Source organism: Flavobacterium sp. HSC-32F16, from assembly GCF_024171645.1.
GTDB lineage: Bacteria > Bacteroidota > Bacteroidia > Flavobacteriales > Flavobacteriaceae > Flavobacterium.
Genome location: NZ_JALKAC010000009.1, coordinates 64,403 through 90,159, shown reverse-complemented (window position 1 = coordinate 90,159; position 25,757 = coordinate 64,403). Strand labels below are relative to the sequence as shown.

At 35.2% G+C, this 25,757-nt stretch carries 22 protein-coding genes and 3 tRNA genes; 18 read left to right on the top strand and 7 right to left on the bottom strand.

The features are described 5' to 3' along the window. Position 1: 1 nt before the first annotated feature. On the top strand, positions 2 to 166 hold the full coding sequence (locus L1276_RS20535) for a PTS sugar transporter subunit IIBC (protein WP_253791143.1): 165 nt from the start codon (positions 2 to 4) through the stop codon (positions 164 to 166). A 190-nt stretch (positions 167 to 356) separates the two neighbouring features. Here L1276_RS20535 and L1276_RS20530 read toward each other — a convergent pair. The 3 genes from L1276_RS20530 to L1276_RS20520 all read right to left on the bottom strand — a co-directional run bounded on the left by L1276_RS20530 (position 357) and on the right by L1276_RS20520 (position 643). Next, positions 357 to 430 (bottom strand) — tRNA-Arg (locus L1276_RS20530). Positions 431 to 470: 40 nt separating this feature from the next. Then, positions 471 to 545: transfer RNA gene (locus L1276_RS20525), tRNA-Pro, on the bottom strand. A 14-nt stretch (positions 546 to 559) separates the two neighbouring features. Further along, positions 560 to 643 (bottom strand) — tRNA-Ser (locus L1276_RS20520). A gap of 237 nt (positions 644 to 880) precedes the next feature. On the opposite strand from L1276_RS20520, the gene L1276_RS20515 reads away from it, so the two are divergent. The 3 genes from L1276_RS20515 (at position 881) to L1276_RS20505 (ending at position 3,978) form a co-directional block, all read left to right on the top strand. Further along, complete coding sequence (locus L1276_RS20515) at positions 881 to 2,059, top strand: acetyl-CoA C-acyltransferase (RefSeq protein WP_253791141.1); 1,179 nt, start codon at positions 881 to 883, stop codon at positions 2,057 to 2,059. Between the two features lie 64 nt (positions 2,060 to 2,123). Then, positions 2,124 to 2,885: a C40 family peptidase gene (locus tag L1276_RS20510; RefSeq protein ID WP_253791140.1), complete on the top strand. Its 762-nt coding sequence runs from the start codon at positions 2,124 to 2,126 to the stop codon at positions 2,883 to 2,885. 31 nt (positions 2,886 to 2,916) lie between these two features. Further along, the gene (locus tag L1276_RS20505; protein WP_253791138.1) at positions 2,917 to 3,978 is read left to right on the top strand and encodes an SMI1/KNR4 family protein; all 1,062 of its coding nucleotides are present in this window, start codon (positions 2,917 to 2,919) and stop codon (positions 3,976 to 3,978) included. 196 nt (positions 3,979 to 4,174) lie between these two features. On the opposite strand, the gene L1276_RS20500 is transcribed toward L1276_RS20505, so the two are convergent. Beyond that, the gene (locus tag L1276_RS20500; RefSeq protein WP_253791136.1) at positions 4,175 to 5,020 is read right to left on the bottom strand and encodes an AraC family transcriptional regulator; all 846 of its coding nucleotides are present in this window, start codon (positions 5,018 to 5,020) and stop codon (positions 4,175 to 4,177) included. Positions 5,021 to 5,139: 119 nt separating this feature from the next. Here L1276_RS20500 and L1276_RS20495 point away from each other — a divergent pair, with 119 nt between their 5' ends. The 3 genes from L1276_RS20495 (at position 5,140) to L1276_RS20485 (ending at position 7,328) form a co-directional block, all read left to right on the top strand. After that, entirely contained in the window at positions 5,140 to 6,126 is a 987-nt protein-coding gene (locus L1276_RS20495) for an aldo/keto reductase (RefSeq protein ID WP_253791134.1), read from the top strand. A gap of 315 nt (positions 6,127 to 6,441) precedes the next feature. Then, positions 6,442 to 7,047: an NAD(P)H-dependent oxidoreductase gene (locus L1276_RS20490; RefSeq protein ID WP_253791132.1), complete on the top strand. Its 606-nt coding sequence runs from the start codon at positions 6,442 to 6,444 to the stop codon at positions 7,045 to 7,047. A gap of 2 nt (positions 7,048 to 7,049) precedes the next feature. Further along, positions 7,050 to 7,328: a putative quinol monooxygenase gene (locus tag L1276_RS20485; RefSeq protein ID WP_253791131.1), complete on the top strand. Its 279-nt coding sequence runs from the start codon at positions 7,050 to 7,052 to the stop codon at positions 7,326 to 7,328. A 53-nt stretch (positions 7,329 to 7,381) separates the two neighbouring features. On the opposite strand, the gene L1276_RS20480 is transcribed toward L1276_RS20485, so the two are convergent. Further along, positions 7,382 to 8,089 carry a class I SAM-dependent methyltransferase gene (locus tag L1276_RS20480; protein WP_253791129.1) on the bottom strand — a complete coding sequence of 236 codons (708 nt, stop codon included), beginning with the start codon at positions 8,087 to 8,089 and terminating at the stop codon, positions 7,382 to 7,384. 297 nt (positions 8,090 to 8,386) lie between these two features. Between L1276_RS20480 and L1276_RS20475 the strand changes: the two genes are divergently transcribed. Together L1276_RS20475 and L1276_RS20470 are read left to right on the top strand one after the other, a co-directional pair. Then, on the top strand, positions 8,387 to 9,268 hold the full coding sequence (locus L1276_RS20475) for a LysR family transcriptional regulator (protein ID WP_253791126.1): 882 nt from the start codon (positions 8,387 to 8,389) through the stop codon (positions 9,266 to 9,268). 356 nt (positions 9,269 to 9,624) lie between these two features. Next, entirely contained in the window at positions 9,625 to 10,911 is a 1,287-nt protein-coding gene (locus L1276_RS20470) for a DUF2130 domain-containing protein (RefSeq protein WP_253791124.1), read from the top strand. Between the two features lie 82 nt (positions 10,912 to 10,993). Here L1276_RS20470 and L1276_RS20465 read toward each other — a convergent pair whose 3' ends face one another. Continuing rightward, the gene (locus L1276_RS20465) at positions 10,994 to 11,773 is read right to left on the bottom strand and encodes an META domain-containing protein (RefSeq protein ID WP_253791123.1); all 780 of its coding nucleotides are present in this window, start codon (positions 11,771 to 11,773) and stop codon (positions 10,994 to 10,996) included. A gap of 267 nt (positions 11,774 to 12,040) precedes the next feature. Between L1276_RS20465 and nirB the strand changes: the two genes are divergently transcribed. From nirB to L1276_RS20420, 9 genes are all read left to right on the top strand, one after another. Beyond that, positions 12,041 to 14,554: a nitrite reductase large subunit NirB gene (gene nirB, locus L1276_RS20460; protein WP_253791122.1), complete on the top strand. Its 2,514-nt coding sequence runs from the start codon at positions 12,041 to 12,043 to the stop codon at positions 14,552 to 14,554. Between the two features lie 212 nt (positions 14,555 to 14,766). Further along, positions 14,767 to 15,144, top strand: coding sequence for a nitrite reductase small subunit NirD (gene nirD / locus L1276_RS20455; RefSeq protein WP_253791121.1), 378 nt, complete (start codon positions 14,767 to 14,769; stop codon positions 15,142 to 15,144). 247 nt (positions 15,145 to 15,391) lie between these two features. Further along, complete coding sequence (locus tag L1276_RS20450; RefSeq protein ID WP_253791120.1) at positions 15,392 to 15,976, top strand: DUF4202 domain-containing protein; 585 nt, start codon at positions 15,392 to 15,394, stop codon at positions 15,974 to 15,976. Between the two features lie 10 nt (positions 15,977 to 15,986). Next, positions 15,987 to 17,795, top strand: a complete 1,809-nt coding sequence (locus L1276_RS20445) for an ATP-binding protein (protein ID WP_253791119.1) — start codon at positions 15,987 to 15,989, stop codon at positions 17,793 to 17,795. 700 nt (positions 17,796 to 18,495) lie between these two features. Then, positions 18,496 to 20,151 (top strand): arylsulfatase, encoded by a 1,656-nt coding sequence (locus L1276_RS20440; RefSeq protein WP_253791118.1) that lies wholly within the window; start codon positions 18,496 to 18,498, stop codon positions 20,149 to 20,151. 30 nt (positions 20,152 to 20,181) lie between these two features. Continuing rightward, positions 20,182 to 21,006, top strand: a complete 825-nt coding sequence (epsC, locus tag L1276_RS20435; protein WP_253791117.1) for a serine O-acetyltransferase EpsC — start codon at positions 20,182 to 20,184, stop codon at positions 21,004 to 21,006. A gap of 13 nt (positions 21,007 to 21,019) precedes the next feature. Then, positions 21,020 to 21,940, top strand: coding sequence for a cysteine synthase A (gene cysK, locus L1276_RS20430; RefSeq protein WP_253791115.1), 921 nt, complete (start codon positions 21,020 to 21,022; stop codon positions 21,938 to 21,940). A 105-nt stretch (positions 21,941 to 22,045) separates the two neighbouring features. Then, positions 22,046 to 22,966: a family 2A encapsulin nanocompartment shell protein gene (locus L1276_RS20425; protein ID WP_253791114.1), complete on the top strand. Its 921-nt coding sequence runs from the start codon at positions 22,046 to 22,048 to the stop codon at positions 22,964 to 22,966. Beyond that, positions 22,950 to 24,884: a family 2A encapsulin nanocompartment cargo protein cysteine desulfurase gene (locus L1276_RS20420; protein ID WP_253791112.1), complete on the top strand. Its 1,935-nt coding sequence runs from the start codon at positions 22,950 to 22,952 to the stop codon at positions 24,882 to 24,884. Before L1276_RS20425 ends, L1276_RS20420 begins: the two co-directional genes overlap by 17 nt. 305 nt (positions 24,885 to 25,189) lie before the next feature. Here L1276_RS20420 and L1276_RS20415 read toward each other — a convergent pair whose 3' ends face one another. Beyond that, positions 25,190 to 25,642, bottom strand: a complete 453-nt coding sequence (locus tag L1276_RS20415; protein WP_253791110.1) for a DUF1810 domain-containing protein — start codon at positions 25,640 to 25,642, stop codon at positions 25,190 to 25,192. Positions 25,643 to 25,757: the final 115 nt, after the last annotated feature.

Sequence of the window (25,757 nt, the reverse complement as noted above, 5' to 3'; positions counted from 1 at the left end):
AATGAATTTCATTGAGAAGAATGTTTCAGTAGAAAAAGCCGTTATTATTCTTTCCAAGAACGGCATTCAGATAGATGAGAAGGAGGCAAAAATTATTTTGGAATTACTATATTTAGTGTCAAAAAATTACGAAAAACCAAAAGAGAAAAAAACTCTATATCCTTAACGGGATTTCGAATCATAGTTCAGCTTCGATTAAATCTCTAATAAAGCCACTTTTAGACTGTTTATTTCAAACAGACTAAGAATTCCTTGTGAAAAATTCGAACCGTAAAATATTACGCTGTAAAGACTTGAAAAACCTACATATTCGTATAAAAAAAATGAGACAACTATTAACTAGTTGTCTCATTAAGTGATCCCAGAAGGATTCGAACCTTCGACCTACGCATTAGAAGTGCGTTGCTCTATCCAGCTGAGCTATGGAACCAAAATAAGATTTTTTTTAATTAAAAACTCTTAAAAAAAAGTCGGGGTGGCAGGATTCGAACCTGCGGCCTCCTGCTCCCAAAGCAGGCGCGATAACCGGGCTACGCTACACCCCGAGGCAAAATTTAAGCGGAGAGACAGGGACTCGAACCCTGGCGACGGTTACCCGTCGACAGATTAGCAATCTGCTCCATTACCGCTCTGGCACCTCTCCAAGCTCAAGAAACGTGTTCTGTTTTGCGGTTGCAAATGTAAGACAACATTCCATATCTCACAACTATTTTCACGCTTTTTTTTAAGTTTTTTTAATCTTTTTTTCAAAACACTTCACAATCAAACAAATAGAATTAACAAAAATTTCATCTTGAATTTAAAATTACCCTATTTGATACAAAATTTGAATTTATTCAAATAAACAGTAAATTTGCTAGATAACTAATATTAACAGAAAATGAACAAAAGAGTTGTGATTGTTTCTGCCGTTAGAACACCTATCGGAAGTTTCATGGGAGGGTTATCTACCGTACCCGCACCAAAATTAGGCGCTGCCGCTATAAAAGGAGCCCTTTCTAAAATTAACCTTGACCCAAAATTAGTTGATGAAGTTTTCATGGGGAACGTAATCCAGGCAGGTGTTGGACAAGCTCCGGCTCGTCAGGCTGCGCTTTTTGCAGGATTATCAGAAGAAGTTGCTGCCACAACAGTAAACAAAGTCTGTGCCTCTGGAATGAAAGCCGTAATGTTTGGCGCGCAGGCAATCGCATGCGGAGATGCCGAAATCGTAGTTGCCGGCGGAATGGAAAGCATGAGCTTAATTCCACATTACGTGCAAATGCGCAACGGAAATAAATTTGGTCCGGCAACAATGCTTGACGGAATGCAAAAAGATGGTTTGACAGATGCTTACGATAATAACGCAATGGGAGTTTGCGCTGATTTATGTGCAACTGAATACAACATCAGCCGTGAGGAACAGGATAATTTCGCTATTCAGTCATATGAAAGAAGCGCAAAAGCCTGGGATGCCGGAAAATTTGATAATGAAGTCGTTCCTGTTGAAGTACCACAAAGACGCGGTGAACCTATTATATTCTCAAAAGACGAAGAATATACCAATGTAAAACTAGATAAAATTCCTTCGTTAACCGCTGTTTTTACAAAAGACGGAACAGTTACTGCTGCAAATGCCTCTACAATTAATGACGGTGCTGCTGCTTTAATTTTAATGTCTGAAGAAAAAGCAAACGAATTAGGAATAAAACCCCTAGCCTACATAAAAGGCTATGCCGATGCCGCACAAGAACCAAAATGGTTTACTACAAGTCCGGCTAAGGCATTACCAAAAGCATTAAACAAAGCAGGAGTTGCCATTGGAGATGTTGATTATTTTGAATTCAACGAAGCCTTTTCTGTTGTTGGTTTAGCCAATTCAAAAATATTAAACCTTGATAACAATAAAGTAAACGTAAATGGCGGTGCAGTTTCATTAGGACATCCTCTAGGTTGTTCCGGAGCTCGTATTATTGTAACTTTACTAAACGTTTTAGAGCAAAACAATGCTAAAACCGGAGCTGCAGCAATTTGCAACGGCGGCGGCGGCGCATCTGCAATTGTTATTGAAAGAGCATAATTAAATTACAATTAGGAGTTATTCATCGCAATAACTCCTAATTTTCAACTAATACATTACCTAAATGTTCGGAATTTGTAATCTTGCCATAGTACCCGTTCGATCTGAACCTAGTGACAGAAGTGAAATCGTTACACAACTTTTGTTTGGCGAACACATCGAAATTTTAGAACGTCATAATCAATGGGCCCGAATAAAAATTCAGTTTGACGATTACGAAGGCTGGGTTGATTCAAAACAATATCAGGTAATTTCTGACGAACAATACAATCAATTAAGCAAAGAAGCCATCATTCTAAATGCTGATTTAATTGATTATATCACAGCACCAGATAATTTATTACTGCCAATTCCTCTTGGAGCTTCCTTAACTTTTCTTAATAACAGCGAAATCAATACAGCAAATTTTGATTTTGAAGGCACAAAAACCAGCGGCATAAAACCCAAAAGTGCGCTTATAAGCACCGCCTTTATGTATTTGAATGCACCTTATTTATGGGGAGGAAAAACACCTTTTGGGATCGATTGTTCCGGTTTCACACAAATGGTTTACAAACTAAACGGCTATAAAATCCATAGAGACGCATCTCAGCAGGCATTGGAAGGAGAACCGTTAAGTTTTATTGAAGAAAGCGAAGTAGGCGATTTAGCCTTCTTTGACAATGATGAAGGAAATATTACCCATGTAGGAATTATAATGGAAAACAACTACATCATTCACGCAAGTGGAAAAGTTCGCATTGACCGCTTAGATCATACCGGAATTTACAATCCTGAACTAAAAAAACACACTCACAAACTGCGTGTAATTAAGAAAATAATTTAATTCTTTATCGTAATCCTTAAATAAACTCACTTTGACAAAGCTTTTATTATCTAAAACTGACTTTACAATTAATGATGTTTCTATCCAATTTCCAATTGATATAGATAATTTAAAAAAGGCTTTGGGAGAATGTCGATATACAAAGAAACAGTATAATCACATTTATACATGGGATGAACTTGGAATTATAGCTTTTTCTAAAGAAGGTAAACAAGCAGAACATTTGATGCTTGAACTCATAACTAACAAATATGATTATTGTTCAAAAAATCCTTTTAAAGGACAATTTCTCTTTGATGGCGATGATATATTCGATTTTTATATATCTAATAAAAATCAAATTGTAAAACTTTTTAAAGGAGACAAAACCGGAGCTTTAATTCTTAACGGAATGAGTGTTTGGTTTGACAAAGAAGATGGCGAAATTACCGCTCTTGATATTGCTGCTTACCAAGAAGCAGAAAAACAAAAAACAGAAAAAACACCTCTTGATCCAGAGTTTACCATATTTGAAACTTTATGGAAGGAATGGATTTCTGAAATCAATAAAATTGTTGAAACCGATAATGATTATTATAATCTGACAGACGGTATTACTCCTAAAACCGCAACAGAACATTCTCCATTAGAAGACGACATAAAAATTCCGCCAGCACTTTTAAATTTTTACAAAGTCCAAAATGTAGAATACGATGCCGTAACTTCTGCTTTTCAGTTTTTAATAGGCACCTGGAGTTATGATCTTATTCCGTTTGAAGACATTGCAGAAGAATGGAATTCGATACAAGATTTACAATTTGACGAAGACGATCTTCCTGAACAAGAAGAAATAGATTTCGAAAGACTTCAAACCAACAACTACACAAACCCAAAATGGATTCCGTTTGCTACAGGAAGAAATGGAGATTATTTATTGTATGATACAGACCCGGCCGAAAAAGGAAAATTCGGTCAAATCATAGAACTTCAAAACGAATCTTGGGACAGAAATATTGTCGCAGATTCTTTAGAAGAATTAGTTCAAAATGAAATTAATAATTTAAAAGCGGGTAAAACTGAGCATTTTGATTTTATTATTGAAAAAGAGGATTAAAGTACACGGATAAAATTGATTCGCCTTGCGAAAACGCGGATAAAACTGATTTTTTTCCATCTCTCAGAGCGCAGACTTATTTAAAAATCCATTTTAAATCAGCTTAAATTATTTTATAATCTGCATGAAATAAAAAATCTTTTTAATCATTAAAATCTGTGGCAAAAAAAATTCGTGCAATTAGTGCAATCCGTGTTTAAGCACTCAATCGAATCGTCTTTCTAAACTCAGACGGACTATAGCCTTTTTGCTTTCTAAAGAACTTATTAAAATGGCTTTCATCCGTAAAACCAAATTCATAGGCAATTTCGTTAATACGCTTATCGCTGAATTGCAATCGATGTTCAATCAGCTTCGTTTTATAATTGCTGATATATTGCTGCATGGTTTCGCTGGCATGTTTCTTAAAATAGCGTCCCAAATACGTATTCGAAATTCCGAAATAATCACTTATAGATTCTGCTTTAATCTTTTCAGGATAATAAATATTCGTCTGAATATATTGAAGAATACCCATTGCTCTCGCTTCAGAACCCACATTTACCTGTTCCGGTAAATATTTCGCAATATTCCTTGCTACAATGATAATCAGCGTGTTAACTAATTGCTGGATCAATTCCTGATTATAAACATCCTTATCCTGATGTTCCCTGCAAATAGCTTCAATCATTACTTTAACCAAACATTTATCGGCATCATTTTTTAAAATACAACCCGGCTGATGATTGGCATTTTGCAGAATATATTCTAAACGTTGAATGTTCTCGTTTTGAAGACTTGAGTTTTTCAAATAAATATCATTAAATCTTAAAAAGAAAAATTTCGTTTTGGTTTCTATCGTAAAATTATGACAATCCTCAGGTGTCAACAAAAACATATGTCCGGCATCATATTCAAAAATATTTTTATTGATGCACTGTCTTCCCGTTCCACTCAAAATATAAACCAACTCAAAGAAATTATGACGATCTCCAACATCCGGATATTCATCTAATGTTTCAAAAGATACTGTAAACGGCTCGTATAGATTTTCTTTTTTCATAAATTTAAAATTATTTGAAGTTGCAAATTTACATAAAAAAGACAAATATATACAAGTTAACACTCTTAAAAATGGTATAATTTTGTCAAGCGAAATTTAAGATATAAAAATACAACATTATGGAATATAGAAAATTAGGCAATACCGAACTTGAATTATCCACTATTACATACGGCGCATTTGCCATTGGAGGAAACATGTGGGGAGGAAATGAGAAGAAAGATTCAATCGATTCTATTCACGCTTCAATCGATCACGGCGTAACCACAATTGACACCGCTCCTTTTTACGGATTTGGTTTAAGCGAAGAAATGATTGGCGAAGCATTAAAATCTCACGATCGTTCAAAAGTACAATTGTTAACCAAATTTGGTTTGGTTTGGGACGGAAGTAATAAAGAAAAAGGAGATTTCTTTTTTGACGCCGATGATAACGGAAAAAAAGTTCCTGTTTACAAATATTCATCAAAAGAAAACGTAATAAAAGAAGTTGAAGAAAGCTTAAAACGCCTTCAAACCGATTATATCGATTTGCTGCAAATTCACTGGCCAGATGCTACAACGCCAATTTCAGAAACAATGGAAGCCGTTGAAACTTTAATCCAACAAGGAAAAATCAGAGCTTTTGGAGTAAGTAATTATAGTATCCCACAAATTCAGGAAGCACAAAAAACAGTTCAAATTGCCTCAAATCAAGTTGCTTACAGCATGCTGAACCGCAAAATTGAAGAAGATTTAATACCTTTTACAGTTGCAGAAAACATCGGAATCATTGCTTACAGCCCAATGGAAAGAGGTTTGTTAACCGGAAAATATTTCACAGACAGCAAACTAAAAGAAAACGATCATAGAAATGGTTATTTTGGTCAGTTCGATCTTCAAAAAGTAAAAACATTGGTTGAAGAATTAAGTTCACTGGCAAACGCAAAACACATTTCAATTTCGCAATTAGTGCTGCGTTGGACAACTTTACAAAAAGGAATTGCAATTGTTTTGGCTGGAGCCAGAAATGCAGAACAGGCCGTTTCAAACGCAAAAACAATGGATTTCGATTTGTCGGTTTCAGAATTGGAATTTATTAATCAGGCAATTTCAAAGCTTAAATAATATTCTTTTTACCACATAGAAACATAGTTTTATAGTGTCGTTAAAGGCGTTTTACTTGCATTAACAAACATAGCTATGTATGAAAAACCAGTTACTTTCAACTACCTTTTTCAAGAAAGAAAAATCTATGCTTCTATGTGTTTCAAAAAAATCTCAAAAATTAAATAATTAGAATTTGGGCGTGTCCCAAGGGCCGGGCTATCCACTAAATTCCCAATTAACAAAAACTACGGCTAAAAAGCCTTGTTTTTCTAAATCGGGAGATACCGCTCCTATCCCTCACGCATCCATTTTCAAAAGAAACAATCATATAAAATGAAAAAAATATTTATCATCAACGGAAGTCAAAATTTCGCACATTCAGGTGGAAAATTCAATGAAACCGTTACCGATTGGACAATTGAATACTTAAAAAACAATAAGCAATTCGAAATTAAAACAACCGATATCAAACAAGACTTTGACTTAGACGAAGAAGTAGAAAAATTCGTTTGGGCAGATGTTGTTGTATATCATACTCCGGTTTGGTGGTTTCAATTACCAAATCTTTTCAAAAAATACATCGACGACGTTTTTACAGCCGGACACAACAAAGGAATTTACAAAAGCGATGGAAGAAGCCGAGTAAACCCAGATATTAATTATGGAACAGGCGGACAATTACACGGGCGTAAATATATGCTTACCACAAGTTGGAATGCACCCGCAGCCGCTTTTACACTTCCGGGAGAATTCTTCCAAGAAACATCTGTAGATGACGGAGCGATGTTTGGCTTCCATAAAATGAATAAATTTGTAGGTATGGAAAAATTAAACAGTTTTCATTTTCATGATGTTGAAAAAGGTGCAACTGCAGAAAACATTGTCATCTTTAAAGAAAATTACACCAAACATTTAGACGAAACCTTTAAAAATCTATAATTATGATCTCTATCACTGCAATTATAAAAAGCAAACCGGAGCATTTAATCGAAGTTCAAAACATGCTTACACATTTAGTAACCGAAACGAGAAAAGAAGCAGCTTGTATTCGTTACGATTTACATACTTCTGAGAATGTATTTATTCTTTGGGAAGAATGGAAAGATCAAGTTGGATTGGATTTACATAATAATCAATCTTATCTGCAAGAATTCATTAAAAAAACAGAAACGCTTGTCGCTATTCCAATTCAGGTTTATAAAACAGCTCAGGTTTTATAAATTATATTCATTATACCTGCAAGGTTTTGAAAACCTTGCAGGTATAATGAATACTATTTTACTCCGCCAAAAGCGCCAAAACACATGTTTTTATGTAAAATTTCTACTTTTGAAAAACCTACTTTTTTCATTAAATCCAATTGATAATTCATAGATCTCGGCGTATCTTCTTTGGCGATATAATCAAATACATTTTGACGGTATTCTGCCCCTCCTATTCCTTCTAAATATTCACCATAACGCTGCCAAGTATATTCGTTTAATAATTCGGTGTCTTGCGTAATCAAATCCGAAATCATAAAACAACCGCCTGATTTCAATACCTTGAATATTTTTGTGAAAGTCGTTTCCCAATCCTGATCATCTCTCAAATGATGTAAAACCGCCCCAGCCAAAATAATATCAAAACTATTTTCTTCTAAAGATACTTCTCGAATATCACCTTGTTTAATTTCTACCTTTCCCTTCGTTTCCATCGAAACCCTTTCAAAAGCTTTATCCAGCATCGGCAAACTCAAATCGACTAAAGTGCAGTTTAAATTTGGCAATTTAGACAACATCATTAAAGTATAATTTCCAGCTCCGCAGCCAATATCCAAAACATGAGCAGCATTTGGAACAATACGTTTTGAGGCTTCCGTTATTAATTCTAAAGAAACCTTAGCATCAATTGTAGACAACTGTCCCGTTTCTAAATTCGAAAATCGTTCGACATCATTGTCAAATCGTTCTTTGATCTCTTCAATAGTTGATTTTTTCATGATTTTGATTTTTAATCTCTCGCAAATTGCGCAGATTGAGCGAATCTTTTTGCTATTATATGATTGGGAGATTATTATGATTAAGATGATTTATCTAAATTAATAATCCGCTCAATCTCCAAGATCTGCGAGAGAATTGTTATTTTAAAAGTTATAAGTTTTTTTGCTATGAGTTATTCGTTACAGCTCTAACTTTTAACGTTTCACTTCTAACATTTAACTTAAAACCAAAACTATCGCTTTCATGAATACTTTAAAAATACTATTTTTATCAATTAACAATACTTTAAAAGTATCATGGAATTACGTCATCTAAAATATTTTCTGGCTGTAGCCGAAGAACTGAACTTTACCAAAGCCTCAGAAAAATTATTTATTTCCCAGCCTCCATTGAGCCGTCAGATTATTGAATTGGAAGAAGAACTTCAGGCAAAACTTTTTATCAGAAACAATAAAAAAGTAGAATTGACCGAAGCCGGAAAGTATTTCGAAAAAGAAGTTAAATCCCTTTTTCAGGATTTGGAGCGCATTTCTGTGAAAACAAAAAAGATTGCTGAGAATATTTCGGGAGAATTCAGAATCGCTTATATCAGTTCTATATATTCTTCGACGATTGCAGAATTAATCAAACATTTAAAAATACAATTTCCCTTTGTAAATTTCAAACTCTTTGAAGTTTCAACGAGCAAACAAATCGATGCTTTGGAACAAGGAAAGATTGAAATGGGAATTATTCGTTCACCTATAAAATCTCCCAAAATACAATCACATTTATGGTTCCAGGATGGGTTTTCAATTGTTTTTAATAAAAAGAATGCTCCCCTAAAATCTGAAAAAGAAATATTGAATTTAAAAGAGGAAACTTTCATTTTCTTCAATAAAGATTATGCACCCCATTATCATGAAGTTTTACTGGAACTTTGTGCTTTTTACGGCTTTACGCCGAAGATTATTCACGAAGCCAACAACATTAATTCCATCGTGCAATTAGTCAAAAACGGATTAGGGATTTCAATTGTTCCTTCAAACATTGCAAAAAACAACCAAGATCAAGAAATTGGTTTTATTGAATTAAAAAAAGTCAATTTACAAACAGATGTTTCGATTATTACATCCAAAGAAGATGATTCTGAAATTACAAAAGCAGCCGTTGCGTTTTTGCTGCCACAAAGGCGCTAAGACGCAAAGTTTTTTTTAAAAAGAAAGGAGCGTACAGTTTGTCATCCTGACGAAGGAAGGATCACACAAGAAATTCCACAAACAGAATCGACAATCGTTGTCGAGTTACGTGTGTGACCCTTCCTTCGTCAGGATGACATAAATTGAGAAAAAATCCTTTTAATCCTTTAATCTGCGGCAAAAAAACTTTGCGCCTCTGCATCTTTGTGAGATTAAATTAGAAAAAACTTTGCGTCTCAGCGCCTTCGCGGCCATAACAAAAATTCGTTACAATTTAGTACAGAAATCCACATTATAAAAAGAGAACTTTTAAATACCTTAGCAAATTATAATTCTACACAAAAAAACTAATAAAAATGGCTGAACAATCTTCAATTCAGTGTCCAAACTGCGGAACTCCCATAGATGTCAATGATGTTTTAAAACATCAATTGGAGGACAGCATTCGCAAAGAATTTCAACAAAAAGCAACTATTCAAAATAAAGAATTAGAGCTTAAAAATGAACAATTGGACAAAGCCAAAGCAGAATTTGAAGCCAAAAAGAAACAGGAAAACGAGCTTTTTGCCGAACGTTTGGAACGTGAAAGAAAAATTGCTGAAAAAGAAATTTCAGAAAAACTAAAAACCAAACTCGAAGAAGAAAACAAAGATCGTTTACTTTTAATGGAAAAAGAACTCTCTGAAAAATCAGACAAAATCAGAGAATTAAATAAAATGCAAGGCGAAATTGCAAAACTCCAACGTGAAAAACTGGAAATGAAAGATACCATTGAAGCCGAAGCACAAAAACAATTAAATGCCACTTTGGTTTTAGAACGTGACAAAATCCGCAAACAGGAAGAAGAAAAAAACGAGCTAAAAATCAAAGAATACCAAAAACAATCTGACGATCAAAAAAAGCTGATTGAGGAAATGAAACGTAAGCAGGAACAAGGTTCTATGCAGTTACAGGGCGAAGTAATGGAATTAGCAATTGAGGAATGGCTGGCAAATAATTTCCCTCTTGACAGTATTGATGAAATCAAAAAAGGCGCAAATGGAGCCGATTGTCTTCAGATTGTAAATACACGTGAACTTCAAAACTGCGGTTCTATTTATTATGAAAGCAAACGAACAAAAGCTTTTCAACCTTCGTGGATTGAAAAGTTCAAAAATGATATTAGAACAAAAAGAGCCAATATTGGTGTTTTAGTAACCGAAGTTATGCCCGCAGGAATGGACCGAATGGGAATGCGAGACGGCATCTGGATTTGTACTTATGAAGAATTTAAAGGTCTAAGTGCGGTTTTGCGTCAATCCTTAATTCAGATAAGTCAGGCAGTTCACGCACAAGAAAACAAAGGCGATAAAATGTCGATGTTGTACGATTTTCTAACCAGCAACGAATTCCGTTTACAGATTGAAGGAATTGTAGAAGGTTTTACACAAATGCAAAGCGACTTAGATTCTGAAAAAAGAGCGATGCAGAGAATCTGGAAACAAAGAGAAAAACAAATCGAAAAAGTAGTTCACAATACTTTAGGAATGTACGGGTCAATTCGTGGTATTGCCGGAAATGCCGTCCAAAGCGTTAAAGCATTAGAGTTGGATTTTATTGAAGGTAATGATGAAGAGGAAGAACCTAAAGAATTATTGGAATAACTTAAGTATAAAAAAAACTCTCGCAGATTGAGCAGAAAAAAATCTGATTTATCAGCTAAATCTGCGAGAAATAACAAACACATCAATCCACCTTCTTAAAAACCAAAATCTTAGCAGAAGGATTCGACAGTGTCAATCTATTATTTTCAATAGAGTACGCAGTTGTACTTTGTAATGCCTTAGTAAACTCCCCTTCTTTATTTCCGGGTGCACACGCCATTAAAGTCGAAACTACTTTGGAAAATCGAAGTAAATCTTTTTCATAAAAAATAGAACCGCTTATAGCATTACAGCCGCCATAACCTGAAAATCTGTTTTCTGATGAATTGATTTCGATTCTTGGAAATTCTCTTTGAAAATCAGTTACAAAAACTTTAAACCCGTTTAACTCTTCAAGAACCCAAATATCATGCAGACGATAATCTGTATTATATTTTCCACAACCCTGAATTTTTTTAGTCTCTAATTCTGAATTATTTTTAATTTCTATCGAAACTTTATAAGGAGAAATTGCACCCGACATTGAATTCTGGCAATCTACCTGCTGGATTGTAATTGTCGCCGACGAAGTTTCGTTGCTTACTTTATACATCTTAACATTGGCATCCATTGCCTTTACAGCATCAACAGGTGCAAAAACAAGTTTTTCTTTTCCAGAAATCAAAGATGTGAATATAATATTGTCATTCCCCATCTTTAAACCCCAAAACGGTTCATTTCCCGTTGCTGTAAAATAATATTTCATCTCATCTTCCTGAGATCCATATTCAGAAGTAGTTTGTGTATCCGAAGTTTTGCTTGCTGTAGATTTACAGCCTGACAGGAAAGAAAGTAAAAGCAAAAGTGACAGTATATTTTTCATAACGTTTTATTTAAAATAGCATCTTTTAACAAAATACAGGTAAAATTCTTATGAATTTACGACATTTTTCTGAATTACTTATTTAGAATCTTTTCAAATTTAAAATATTTGCAAGTATTTCAATTTGTCCGAATCCCGTATTACGTAAAGGATTAAGATAAAATACGTATTCATACAAGAACATATTACATGAAAAACTAATAATATTACGTATTTTTATAAGTATAAATACTTATATTTGCATAGTAATACTTAATTAAAGAAATCATGATTAAAGTAATAGTAGTTGGAAATGGCATGGTTGGTTATAAATTTTGCGAAAAGTTCATTGCAAAATCAGGACAGGAAAAGTATCAAGTTACCGTATTTGGAGAAGAACCGAGGCGTGCTTACGACCGCGTTCACTTAAGTGAATACTTTGGAGGAAAAACCGCAGATGATTTATCACTTTCAACTTCCGAATGGTACTTAGAAAATAATATTACTCTAAACACATCTGAATTAATTACGGATATTAATCGTACCGAAAAAACAATACATACGCATTTAGAAAAAACACATACGTACGATTACTTAGTTCTAGCAACAGGTTCGTCAGCTTTTGTTCCGCCAATTGAAGGCGTTGAAAAAGAAGGTGTTTTTGTATACAGAACCATCGAAGATCTCGATGCAATTATGTCTTACGCTAAAAAAATAAAAATAAAAGGTGCAACCGAAGCTGCCGTTCTGGGCGGAGGATTATTAGGTCTTGAAGCTGCAAAAGCGGTAAGAGATTTAGGATTGAATCCTCATGTGGTGGAATTTGCTCCTCGTTTGATGCCGAGACAACTAGACAAAGGCGCAAGCGATATGCTCCAATCTAAAATTGAAGAATTAAATATTGGAATTCATCTTAACAAATCAACGCAATATATTGACGGAAAAGAAAGTATAACAGGAATGATGTTTGCAAACGACGAATTGTTAAAAGTAGACATGTTGGTTATTTCTGCCGGAATTAAACCTCGCGATGAACTGGCAAGAGTTTCAGGACTTGAAGTCGGCTTACGAGGCGGAATCGTGGTAAACAATCAAATGCAGACATCAGATCCTTCCATTTATGCTATTGGCGAAGCGGCGCTTTACAATCAAAACATTTATGGACTTGTTGCTCCAGGTTACGAAATGGCCGATGTTGCTGCCGAGCAAATCTTAAATGGTTCTAAAACCATGAGAGAAACCATCGATATGTCGACTCAATTGAAATTAATTGGCGTTGAAGTGGCAAGTTTTGGCGATCCTTTTATTGAAAATGAACATGTTACAGCGATTGTTTACGAAAACAAATTAAGCGGTATTTACAAAAGAATCAACGTTACTAAAGATTCGAAAACGCTTTTAGGAGGAATTTTAGTTGGAGACTCCAGCGATTACAATTCCCTTTTCCAGATTTACAGCAACGCAATGGCTTTGCCTAAAAATCCAGAGGATTTGATCTTAGGTTCTCGAGATGGTTCTGAAGGTTCAAGTTTAGGAAGCGTAATGGATTTGCCGGACACTGCCGTAATTTGTTCTTGCGAAAATGTGACCAAAGGGGCTATCTGCTGTAAAATTCTAGACGAAAGTTGTGCTACTTTTTCAGATGTTGTAAAAGCAACTAAAGCAACTTCTGGTTGTGGCGGCTGTAAACCAATGGTTTCAGATTTGGTAAAAGCAACACAAAAATCTTTAGGAAAAGAAGTAAAAGAAGTAATCTGCGAACATTTTAACTACAATCGTCAGGAGTTATTCGATTTGGTGAAAATCAATAAATATGAGAATTTCTATGATGTTTTAGATCATCACGGAAAAGGCGACGGATGCGAAGTCTGCAAACCTGTAGTTGCATCTATTTTCTCTAGCATTTACAATGATACAGCAAACAAACACGTTACAACGCAAGATACTAATGATAGATTCTTGGCTAACATTCAGCGTAACGGAACTTATTCTGTTGTTCCGAGAGTTGCCGGAGGAGAAATCACTGCTGAGAAATTAATTGTAATTGGTGAAGTTGCCAAACAATTCGATTTATACACTAAAATAACCGGAGCACAAAGAGTTGATTTATTCGGAGCGCATTTAAGCGATCTGCCAAAAATCTGGAAAATTTTAATTGACAATGGTTTTGAAAGCGGTCACGCTTACGGAAAATCGCTTCGTGCCGTAAAAAGCTGTGTCGGAAATGCTTGGTGCCGTTACGGAATGGACGACAGTGCCGGATTTGCGATCGAACTTGAAAATAGATACAAAGGAATTCGTTCTCCGCATAAATTAAAAGGCGGTGTTTCGGCCTGCATTCGCGAATGTGCCGAAGCCCGAGGAAAAGATTTCGGATTAATCGCCGTTGAAGGCGGATGGAATTTATACATCGCAGGAAATGGCGGTGCCAATCCAAAACACGCTGTTTTATTAGCCGAAAAAATTGATAAAGAAACCGTAATCAAATACATGGATCGTTTCTTAATGTATTATATCCGCACGGCTGGCCCGCTGATTAGAACTTCAACTTGGTTAGAAAAATTAGACGGCGGTTTAGAATATTTGAAAGAAGTAATCATCGAAGATAGTTTAGGAATCTGCGAAACATTAGAAGCCGAAATGCAGACTTTAGTAAACACTTTCGAATGCGAATGGAAACAAGTTCTGGAAAAACCAAGATTACTAAAACGCTTTAATCACTTTATAAACTCAGAAGAAAAAGACGACAATGCCGTTTTTGTTCCGCTAAGAGATCAAAAAGCGCCAAAAGCGTGGACTTAAAAAAATATGTTGCCACAAAGACGCAGAGTAAAATTATAAAAAATCTAAAAAAACTTAGCGCCTTTGAGCCTTTGCGGCAAACATAAGCTCCAAAAAAAGAAAAAAAATCACAAACGTTTGCTGTCCTTCTTACCCTCTTTTTTACTGCGCCATCATAACTCTCATGATTGTAAAAAGAGGGCTAAGAAACAGGAAACCAAAACTCAATCAAAATGGAAGAAATCTTAAATCAATACGAAACAGTTCATGCGAGCGATGCTACAATTTGGTTCAAAGCTGGTAAAGTAGAAGATTTTCCAACTAACCGTGGCGGATGCATCAAATACAAAAACAAACAAATCGCTATTTTTAACTTTACGCGCCGTAACGAATGGTACGCCTGCCAAAACGCATGTCCCCACAAAATGGAAATGGTGCTTTCAAGAGGAATGACAGGCTCTACAGATGATATCCCAAAAATCGCCTGCCCAATGCATAAAAAAACATTCTCGTTAGTAGATGGTACTAACTTAAATGGCGATGATTTAAAAATTGCAACGTATCCAATTAAGGTTATTGAAAACGAAGTATTCGTGGGCTTTGTAGATTAATTTATAAGCCACAGATTTCACAGATTAAAAGGATTAAAATTGTTCGCCACGAATTTCACGAATTCCACTAATTTAATTCGTGGTAATTCGTGAAATTCGTGGCAAAAAAACTTAACACTAGATTAAATCCAAAAAATCCTTTAATCTGTGGCAAAAAACAAAAACAATAATTTGTGCTAATTCGTGAAATTCGTGGCGAAAAAAAACTTAATTCCGTATCTTTGAAATTCTATTATCAAACCAAAAAATGACTACACCTTTTCAAAAAGCAAGCGAATGGATTGATGCTGAAAACGCACAAGATCCAAACATCGAAACCGACCAAAACAAAGAATATCCAAAAGAATTATTGTATTCCAACAGGATGTACGAAAGACTCATGCAGTTTGAACCTAATGCATCCGAAGAAATCCAGATCGCATCAAAAGCACAGCACATCTGCCGATGGAAAGTCGCTCGCGAATCATACCCAATGGATCGTGTTGGTTATTTGAAATGGAGAGAAGAACTGAAAAAATTCCACGCAAAAACTACTGCCGAAATTTTGGAGAAAGCTGTTTATGATCAGACTTTTATCGATCGCGTTTCCTTTTTAATAGAGAAAAAATTACTTAAAAAAGATCACGAAACACAATTACTTGAGGACGTTATTTGCTTAGTGTTTTTAGAATATTACTTAGATCCTTTCGTTCACAAACACGACGATGAAAAACTAAAAAATATCATCAAAAAAACCTGGGATAAAATGTCAGACAAAGGACATCAGGAAGCCTTAAAAATCAACTATTCTGAAGAAAATCTAAATCTTATAAAAGCCTCTTTAGGATTGTAATTTGATTTCTATGAAAAAAAGCAATCAGGAAGAAGACAAAATCACGTTCAAAAATTTACGCCGACTGTATTTTTTTGCGCTTCTTACTATTGCCTTGACTATAATTGTGAGTCAGTTTTTAGTACAATACAACCTCAATCAGCAGTTAAGTGATTCCAAAATCATTAATTTTTCGGGAAAACAACGAATGCTGAGCCAGAAAATCGTCAAAGAAGTTCTAATTCTGCATTACGTTTCTGATACTGCTTCTGCCCAACAAATTTCACATTTAAATGAAGTTTTGTCACTTTGGAAGAAAAATCAAAATGCACTCGAAAACGGCAGTGACAGCTTAGCTTTTCCAAAAGAAAAATCAGAAACACTTTCTAAATTATATCTAGAAATCAATCCGATTTTCGATAAAATTGCGCAGACAACCGATTCTTTTTTACTCAATTTAAAGCAGCAAAAAACAACTGCTGAAAACCAAAAATTTGTAAACATTATTTTAGAAAACGAAGGCATTTTCCTTTCTAAAATGAATCAGATTGTAACCCAATACGATCTTGAAGCACACGAAAAAGTAACCGAGCAGCGTCGAATAGAATATTGGATTTTCGGCTTTACATTGTTGATTTTGCTTTTAGAATTTTTCTTCATCTTCAAACCAACAAACAAGAAGATCGAACGATTAATTACAAGACTTTTATCTTCAGAAAAGAAAGCTTTAAAACTGGCGTACGACACGGAAATTCTTAGTGAAATCAAGGAAAATTCGGTTAAAGAATTAAAATCACTCAATTATGCAATGGAAAACACTTTACTCTATTGCCGAATTGCGCCAGATGGTTCTATCATTCATATTGGAGAAAAATTTGCCAAACTGCTGAATTATACCAAGTTTTCATCCAACAAAAAATTCTCTGAAGTTTTAACCATTGACGAAAAAGAACAAACCAACTTTGACCGCCTAATTTTCGAAAAACAAAGAAGTGGCTGGCAAGGTGAAATCAGTATTTTAAACAAAGAAAACGAAACTATTTGGCTTGATTTGTCAATGGTTCCGGTCATGATCAAAAAAGACGAATTAGAACTTTTAATCGTTTGCTTCAACATCACCGAACGCAAAAAAGCACAGCGCGAAGTCGAACGTTTAAACCTTGAAAACACAACCGAAAAAATCAATCAGCAAAAGATTATTTCGAGCAAAATCGTCGAAAATCAAGAAAACGAACAAAACCGAATTGCCAAAGAAATCCACGACGGAATAGGTCAAATGCTTACGGGTTTAAAATTCAGTTTAGAAAGCATCAATTTAGATGACCGAGAAAAATCAGAACAGAAAATCGAGTATTTAAAGAAACTTTCGCTAGATATTATAAAAGGCGTCCGCACCGCAACTTTCAATTTAATGCCACCGGAATTAAGCGATCACGGAATCGTTTCGTCTTTGGCAAAATTGACTCAGGAACTCTCAAAACTTACTGGAAAAGAAATTCTTTTCTATAATAAAACCGATTTCGACCAACGTTTAGATTCCCTAATCGAGATCAACATTTACCGTCTTACGCAGGAAGCCATCAACAATGCCATAAAGTACGCCGAATCGTCGCATATAATCGTCCAGCTATCCCACAGTGAAACACTTTTAAGCATCATTATCGACGACAACGGAAAAGGTTTTGACATTAATTCAGTAGATAAAAAGCGTAACAGCGAATCCGGAATGGGACTTTTATTCATGAAAGAACGCATCCAATACATCAACGGCCGCGTTTTCATCAAGTCAATCCCAAACGAAGGAACGAGAATTACTTTTAATATTCCGATACTGAAGTAGAAATTCCATTTTAAATTCCAATACAAAAATCCCAAATTCCAATTCCGCAAAGTATGTCATCTCGGTGAAAGAGAGATCATAATAGAAACTTCATAACGTACATCGCTAATCTTTCTAGAATCGCGAGCGCGATTTCCCTTCGTCGAAATGACATACTTTAAATCTTTTACAACCAATCAACGATTTGTAATTCAATTAATTAAAAACAAAAACATATCCAAATCCTCCTCTACACTATCTTTTTTTTTCAAAAAAAACAAAGATTAATTTGGATATTACAATATTAAATATAACTTTGTCTATAGAATTAGTAGAGTTTAAAATTAAAAACTTACATTTTGAAAACAACAGAAAATAACACACATTACATTCTTCGTAAAAAACACACTTATAACGCCTCTTGTTATATGTGCAGCTGTTGTTAATTCTTCTTTATACGTTCGTTTTGAATCGGTTTAAAATAAAAATCGGAAACTATAAATCGAACTGCAATTATTCCCAAATTTTATTAAAACATTCATTTGATGCTTTTGCTTCAAAAGATTTGCGTTATAACAATAAATCAAAAATGAAAATGGAGACAACAAACTAACATTCTTTTTGATTATCAAACGTCATTTCTGCGGCAACAGAAATGACCCGATTTAAAGAACATTTATCACTTACAAAAACAAAGAAACAAACAACAAAAGACATTGCAATGAATACAAAAATTACAAAATTTCTTTTTTCTATTCTCTTAACCGGAGTTGTAACTTCTCACGAGTTACATGCTCAAACAGAATCAAAACCCAACATTATTTTGATTTTGGTTGACGATATGGGGTATTCCGATTTAGGAAATTATGGTTCAGAAATTAAAACGCCAAACCTCGATAAACTGGCTTCAGAAGGTTTACGTTTACGCGAATTTTACAATAACTCAATCTGTGCGCCAACACGAGCTTCCCTCCTAACCGGACAATATAAGCATAAAGCCGGAGTTGGATTTTTTGATGTTAATTTGGGTTTACCGGCTTATCAGGGTTATTTAAACAAAGAATCTTTAACCCTTGGAGAAGTTTTCCGGTCGGGAGGCTACAGCACACTTTTATCCGGAAAATGGCACGTGGGCTCTGAAGATCAGGCGCAATGGCCGAACCAAAGAGGTTTTGATAAATTTTTCGGAATCTTAAAAGGAGCATCAAATTATTTTGATACAAAACCGCTTCCGTTTGGAAAAATGCCGTATCCGGTAAAACTAATCCGTAATAATGAAGAACTGCATCCAAAAGATGATTCGTATTATTTTACAGATGAAATTGGGAATAATGCCGTGACTTTCTTAGACGAACAAAACAAAGAAAATAAACCTTTCTTTTTATACTTAGCTTTTACAGCACCGCACTGGCCATTGCAGGCAAAACCAGTTGACATTGCCAAATACAAAGGAAAATTTGATGAAGGCTGGGATGCTTTAAGAGATAAAAGAATTCAGAAATTAAAAGCAAACGGTATTTTACCAGCAGATCAAACTGTTTCTCCAAGAGATCCTGAAGTTCCGGAATGGAATAAACTGACGTATGACGAAAAGCAATTCTGGAAAGCTAAAATGGAAGTTTACGCCGCAATGGTCGACAATATGGACCAAAACGTAGGTAAAGTTCTGGACAAACTAAAAGCTTTGAAAAAAGACAAAAATACGCTGATCATTTTCATCTCAGACAATGGCGCACAAGGCGGATTCAATACGTATAATCCGCTTGGAAGAGGTTTGGTTCGAAATGAAGGACCAGTTGGAACTTCGGGTTCATTTGATTATCAGGAACAAAACTGGGCTTATTTATCGAATACGCCGTTGCAGCAATATAAAAACAATATGCATGAAGGCGGTTTCAGTTCGCCGTTTATTGCCTGGTATCCGTCAAAAATCAAAGCGGGCAGAATTGATAAGGGAACCGGACACATTATTGATCTTGCTCCTACTTTCTATGAACTAGCCGGAATTGAATATCCAAAAGAATATAATGGTGTGACAACAAACGCCCTGGCTGGAAAAAGTTTGTTACCTGTTTTATTTAATAATGTTTCACAGGTCGACAGAGGCGCACCATTATTTTGGGAAAGAGCAGGAAACAGAGCCGTTCGTGATGGAAAATGGAAGTTGGTTTCAATTTATCCTTCTTATGAATGGGAATTGTATGATCTTGAAAAAGACCGAGGTGAAACGACAAATCTAGCACAACAGAATCCGGGAATTGTAAACAAACTTTCGGCATCGTATTTTGAATGGGCAGACAAAACCGGAGTTGTGGAATACAGTAAATTCAAACTAAAACCAGAGACAATGCCGGGCGGTGCAGCGCTGAAAAAATAACATTATTTTCTAACCAAAAGATTATCAATTATGAATTCATTTTATCAGGAAATTGCAAAGCAGCATCAGGAATTATTGATACTTCCTGAGAAGAAATTAATTCATCAGTTTATTGATGATCTGTTTATTATTTTATTTTCAAATACATCAAAATCATACGAATCTGAAGCGACGGTTAAATACAAATTCAATCAGCTTAGAAAACAGTTTGATGACTTGGTTTTGGATTTTTCATTAAAATCAGAACAAAATAAAGATCAAACAACTGTTTTTTTCGACGCCATTCCGAATCTGCATAAACAAGCTCTCAATGATTCTTTAACCATATTAACAAAAGATCCTGCAGCCAAATCCTTAGAAGAAGTATTATACTCGTATCCAGGTTTTTTCGCTATTGCCGTTTATCGATTTTCTCATCAGCTTTGGAAGCAGGATTTAAAATTATTAGCCCGAACAATTTCAGAATATGCTCATATTAAAACCAGCATAGAAATTCATCCCGGTGCCAAAATTGGAAATGATTTTGCCATTGATCACGGTACTGGAATTGTTATTGGCGAAACCACCATTATTGGCAATAATGTTCAAATTTACCAAGGCGTGACACTAGGTGCTTTAAGCGTAAAAAAAGAGGAAGCTTTTATAAAAAGGCATCCTACAATTGAAGACAATGTAATTATTTACGCCAACAGTACAATTCTTGGCGGACAAACAACTGTAGGCAGAGATTCTATTATTGGAGGGAATGTATGGCTGACGTATTCTGTGCCATCAAATTCAGTTGTTTATCATAAAAATGAGATGAAGGTGAAGGATAATAATCCTTTTCCCGAGCCCATTTTATATTCTATTTAAAAATATCAAACACATGAAATATCAGAACATTTTAGAAACCATTGGCAATACGCCGCACATTAAGCTCAACAAGCTTTTTAAAACCCATGAAGTATGGATTAAATTAGAAAAAGCAAATCCGGGATCGAGTATCAAAGACAGAATTGCTCTGGCTATGATTGAAGATGCAGAGAAAAAAGGGCTTCTAAATCCGGATTCGATTATTATTGAACCCACATCTGGAAACACTGGAATTGGGCTTTCTTTAGTGGCTGCGGTAAAAGGCTACAAAGTAATTATTGTAATGCCGGAATCGATGAGTGTGGAACGCAGAAAAATTATCGAAGCCTATGGCGCTGAATATGTTTTGACTCCAAGGGAAAAAGGCACTTCGGGAGCGGTTGAAAAAGCAAAAGAACTGGCATCGACAATTAAGAATGCTTTTTTGCCTTCTCAATTTACAAATCCGGCAAATGTCGAAGTTCACGAAAGAACAACAGCTCAGGAAATACTGGCCGATTTTCCAGAAGGAATTGATTATCTGATTACCGGAGTTGGAACGGGCGGACATATTACCGGAGTTTCTAAAATTTTGAAACAGCATTTTCCAAATCTAAAAACAATTGCAGTCGAACCCGCCCTTTCGCCGGTTTTAAGCGGCGGTATTCCTGCTCCTCACCCATTACAAGGAATTGGTGCCGGTTTTGTGCCAGAAGTATTTAACCGCGAATATGTAGATGAAATTGTTACGATCGAAAAAAATGATGCTTTTTCATTTGCCAAAAAACTAGCGAAAGAGGAAGGTATTTTTGGAGGAATTTCTACCGGAGCAGCATTAGCGGCAGTTTCTAAAAAAATAAAAAATATTCCGGAAGATGCCGTAATCCTCACTTTTAATTATGATACCGGAGAACGCTATCTTTCTGTAGAAGAATTATTCGATTTTTTCTCCTAAAAAACACAAAATCAAAACATTACAATAAACTAAAACCTGTAATTTTAAGAAATAAATCTTAGAATTGATTAAAAATAAAATAATTAACCAAAAAACCTTAAAACTATGGCAGATTTACAAAAACAACAGACCGCATTAGGCGATGTTGCTGCAAGACAATTAGCAATCGCAACTCGTACCGTTCCTCAAATTGGAACTATTACACCACGCTGGCTAACGCATCTTTTACATTGGGTTCCTGTTGAATCTGGTGTCTTTCGTTTGAATAAAGTAAAAAATGCAAACCATATCGAAGTCGATTGTTCAGCACGTGATGAAAGAGTTTTACCAAATACTTTCGTAGATTATATCGAAAACCCAAGAGAGTATAATCTGGCTGCTGTTCAAACAATTGTCGATGTACACACTCGTGTTTCTGATTTGTACAGCAAACCGTATAATCAAATTTCAGAACAGCTTCGTCTGGCTATTGAAACAATTAAAGAACGTCAGGAAAGCGAATTAATCAATAATAAAGATTACGGATTATTGAGCAACGTTGCGCCTTCTCAAATTATAAAAACCAGAACCGGTGCACCAACTCCAGACGATTTGGATGAACTGTTAACAAAAGTCTGGAAAGAACCTGGTTTTTTCCTTTTGCATCCGCTGGCAATTGCTGCTTTTGGTCGTGAATGTACTCGTCGTGGTGTTCCGCCTCCAACAACTTCTTTATTTGGATCTCAGTTTTTAACCTGGAGAGGAATTCCGCTTATTCCATCTGACAAATTACCTATCGTCAAAGGAAAATCTAAAATCATTCTGTTAAGAACTGGCGAAAGCCGTCAGGGCGTTATCGGATTAATCCAGCCGGGATTACAAGGGGAACAATCTCCCGGATTATCTGTTCGTTTTATGGGAATTAATGAAAAAGCCATTGCTTCTTATTTAGTTTCGCTGTATTGCTCTTTAGCTATTTTGGTAGATGATGCTATTGCTGTTTTAGAAGATGTCGAAATAGAAAAATATCATGAGTACAAATATTAACAACAATGGTTTACCTGACATCGACGATTTGCAAAATTTAGCAAACGAGTTGTTTAAAGCTTTACCGAATGAATTCCCAAAAGAAATTTCATTAAGTCCGGATAAAGCCGAACATCCTCGTGCAGCAAAAATTGCAGAAACGATTTTGCATACCGGAAATGTTGATCAGTTTGGTCACATCCCCGCGGTGAGTCCGTCGAGTGTTCCGCCATCGCCGCCAGCATTCAGCGGATTTGGAGTTTCTCCTTCTGTATCAAATTATGGAAATACGGGAGTTTCTGCTTTATATCCAAATGCCGGAGCAGGATTTGATCCGAAAAATAGAAATTCGTCTTCAGGAGTTGAGGAAAATCATGATTTAAACATCAACAATCCGCATAACGGATTTTATGATGCAAATTTAAAAAACGGGAATTCCGCTCAGTTAAATGAAGAAAGTCTTTTTTCAGGGTTTTCTTTGAACAATCAGTATCTGCCTTTTCAAACCGAGAATTCTTCTTTTGAGATCGAATTACAAGCGGCTTTGGCATCGGTTGATACATTATTTAAGAAACGTGAAGGTTTTCCTTTAAATGGAAATGAAACAACATCATCTTACTATTTTTTAGATCAAAATCCTTTTGCTTTTGATAAAAGAAGTACCGATATCATTGTTGGAAATTCTTTTGATCAAAAAGAAATTACTCTTTTTAAAGGACACCATTTTGATGCTTCTTTAGTTAAAAAAGATTTTCCTATTCTAAGAGAAACGGTAAACGGAAAACCATTAGTTTGGTTTGATAATGCGGCAACTACGCAGAAACCACAATCTGTAATTGATAGAATTGCGTATTTCTACGAACATGAAAATTCAAACATTCATCGTGCGGCGCATGAACTTGCTGCACGCGCCTCTGATGCGTATGAAGCAGCAAGAGAAAAAGTAAAAGCTTTTTTGAATGCCGGTTCTGTAAACGAAATTGTTTTTGTGAGAGGTGCAACAGAAGGAATAAATCTGGTGGCTTCAACCTGGGGAGAACAGAATTTAAATTCCGGAGATGAAATTATTGTGAGTAATCTGGAGCATCATGCAAATATTGTTCCGTGGAAACGTCTTGCTGATAAAAAAGGCTTGAAATTAAGAGTTATTCCTGTTGATGATGACGGTCAGATTCTGCTTGATGAATATGCAAAACTTCTCAATTCTAAAACGCGTTTAGTTGCTTTTACACAAGTTTCGAATGCATTAGGAACGGTAACTCCTGCAAAGAAAATAGTTGAAATGGCACACGCTGCGGGAGCAAAAGTTTTAATTGACGGCGCACAATCGGTTTCGCATATGAAGGTTGATGTACAGCATTTAAATCCGGATTGGCTGGTTTTTTCTGGACATAAATTATTTGGACCTACGGGAATTGGTGCTTTATACGGAAAAGAAGATTTATTGAACGAAATGCAGCCGTATCAATCTGGCGGCAACATGATTCAGGACGTAACTTTTGAGGAAATAAAATACCACAAAGCGCCAAATCGTTTTGAAGCCGGAACGGGAAATATTGCCGATGCCATTGGTCTTGGTGCCGCAATCGATTATGTTACAAAACTTGGAATTGAAGCCATTGGCCAATATGAGCATTATCTATTAGAATATGCTACGAGACTTTTAAAAGAAATTCCGGGTGTACGATTAATTGGAACTGCTAAAGATAAAGCCAGCGTATTGTCTTTTAATTTACAAGGCTATTCAAATGATCAGGTTGGACAGGCTTTAAATAAAGAAGGCGTTGCGGTGAGAACCGGACATCATTGTGCCCAGCCTATTTTGCGAAGAATGGGAGTTGAAACAACCGTTCGTCCGTCATTGGCATTTTACAATACAACCGAAGATGTCGATACTTTTATTAAAACCATTTGGGAACTTAAAAAAGTGAGATTCTAAAAATAAGGAGATTTTATTCTCAACGAAATAATTACTTTTTTTGATATTTTAAGTAATTATAACCAAAGCGATTGTTCTCGGACAATCGCTTTTTGATTTATGAGATTTAAATATGTAAAATGATAAACATTTATTCTCCATATATATCCTGGAGAAGCAAAATATTTATAGAATGAATTGCTAAAAAAACAGAACCCCATCAGATTGGAATATCTTTCAGCAATAAAAATACATCAGCCTGATGGGGCTTTATACAAAGAGGATAAAACGTCCTGCAAATGTTTTGGGTATGTTTAATAGTAAAATTAAGAAGCCATGGCAATTTCTATTGGTTCAGCAATACTTGATAAAGTAAGCGGGTCTGAAAACCCTGAGAAAAAGACATCTAATATTTCCTGAAATATAGGATCTGCATTTTCTGCCTGAGAAAAAAGCGTCATTGATGAACGAAGTTTTCGTGCATTTAATTCACCCAAAATTGCTTCAATAGATTTTGTTTTATATTCTAATAAAACCTGGCAAATTTCAATTAAATGTTTGGCTAAAATAGGATGATTTAGAAAATCTTCTGCTTCTTTTAAATCTGCAAGAGCATAATATTTAGCAATCGTACTTTTCCCTAAACCTTTTATCTGCGGAAAAATAAACCACATCCAATGCGTTTCTTTTTTTCCTTTTTGTAATTCGGAGTAAGCCGTAAGATAAAGTTTGTTCTGTGCGTCTAAAAAACGTGTTAAATCATTATTTGCGTAAGCCATCTGAAGTATTTTTTATTAGGTTAAACAAATTTTCAGGTCTTTTTTAAAGACATTCAAAACTACTCACGTTCCTGATTTAAAATTTATATAATTAATACACTTCATTATATAATTC

Excerpts from the sequence above, each read along its gene's own strand:
- L1276_RS20445 (WP_253791119.1), top strand. The coding sequence starts at position 15,987 with ATGAAAAAAAGCAATCAGGAAGAAGACAAAATCACGTTCAAAAATTTA.
- nirB (WP_253791122.1), top strand. The coding sequence starts at position 12,041 with ATGATTAAAGTAATAGTAGTTGGAAATGGCATGGTTGGTTATAAATTT.
- L1276_RS20420 (WP_253791112.1), top strand. The coding sequence starts at position 22,950 with ATGAGTACAAATATTAACAACAATGGTTTACCTGACATCGACGATTTG.
- L1276_RS20475 (WP_253791126.1), top strand. The coding sequence starts at position 8,387 with ATGGAATTACGTCATCTAAAATATTTTCTGGCTGTAGCCGAAGAACTG.
- L1276_RS20415 (WP_253791110.1), bottom strand. The coding sequence starts at position 25,642 with ATGGCTTACGCAAATAATGATTTAACACGTTTTTTAGACGCACAGAAC.
- epsC (WP_253791117.1), top strand. The coding sequence starts at position 20,182 with ATGAATTCATTTTATCAGGAAATTGCAAAGCAGCATCAGGAATTATTG.
- L1276_RS20465 (WP_253791123.1), bottom strand. The coding sequence starts at position 11,773 with ATGAAAAATATACTGTCACTTTTGCTTTTACTTTCTTTCCTGTCAGGC.
- L1276_RS20535 (WP_253791143.1), top strand. The coding sequence starts at position 2 with ATGAATTTCATTGAGAAGAATGTTTCAGTAGAAAAAGCCGTTATTATT.
- L1276_RS20485 (WP_253791131.1), top strand. The coding sequence starts at position 7,050 with ATGATCTCTATCACTGCAATTATAAAAAGCAAACCGGAGCATTTAATC.
- cysK (WP_253791115.1), top strand. The coding sequence starts at position 21,020 with ATGAAATATCAGAACATTTTAGAAACCATTGGCAATACGCCGCACATT.
- L1276_RS20470 (WP_253791124.1), top strand. The coding sequence starts at position 9,625 with ATGGCTGAACAATCTTCAATTCAGTGTCCAAACTGCGGAACTCCCATA.
- L1276_RS20495 (WP_253791134.1), top strand. The coding sequence starts at position 5,140 with ATGGAATATAGAAAATTAGGCAATACCGAACTTGAATTATCCACTATT.
- L1276_RS20500 (WP_253791136.1), bottom strand. The coding sequence starts at position 5,020 with ATGAAAAAAGAAAATCTATACGAGCCGTTTACAGTATCTTTTGAAACA.
- L1276_RS20450 (WP_253791120.1), top strand. The coding sequence starts at position 15,392 with ATGACTACACCTTTTCAAAAAGCAAGCGAATGGATTGATGCTGAAAAC.
- L1276_RS20510 (WP_253791140.1), top strand. The coding sequence starts at position 2,124 with ATGTTCGGAATTTGTAATCTTGCCATAGTACCCGTTCGATCTGAACCT.
- L1276_RS20515 (WP_253791141.1), top strand. The coding sequence starts at position 881 with ATGAACAAAAGAGTTGTGATTGTTTCTGCCGTTAGAACACCTATCGGA.
- L1276_RS20440 (WP_253791118.1), top strand. The coding sequence starts at position 18,496 with ATGAATACAAAAATTACAAAATTTCTTTTTTCTATTCTCTTAACCGGA.
- nirD (WP_253791121.1), top strand. The coding sequence starts at position 14,767 with ATGGAAGAAATCTTAAATCAATACGAAACAGTTCATGCGAGCGATGCT.
- L1276_RS20480 (WP_253791129.1), bottom strand. The coding sequence starts at position 8,089 with ATGAAAAAATCAACTATTGAAGAGATCAAAGAACGATTTGACAATGAT.
- L1276_RS20490 (WP_253791132.1), top strand. The coding sequence starts at position 6,442 with ATGAAAAAAATATTTATCATCAACGGAAGTCAAAATTTCGCACATTCA.
- L1276_RS20425 (WP_253791114.1), top strand. The coding sequence starts at position 22,046 with ATGGCAGATTTACAAAAACAACAGACCGCATTAGGCGATGTTGCTGCA.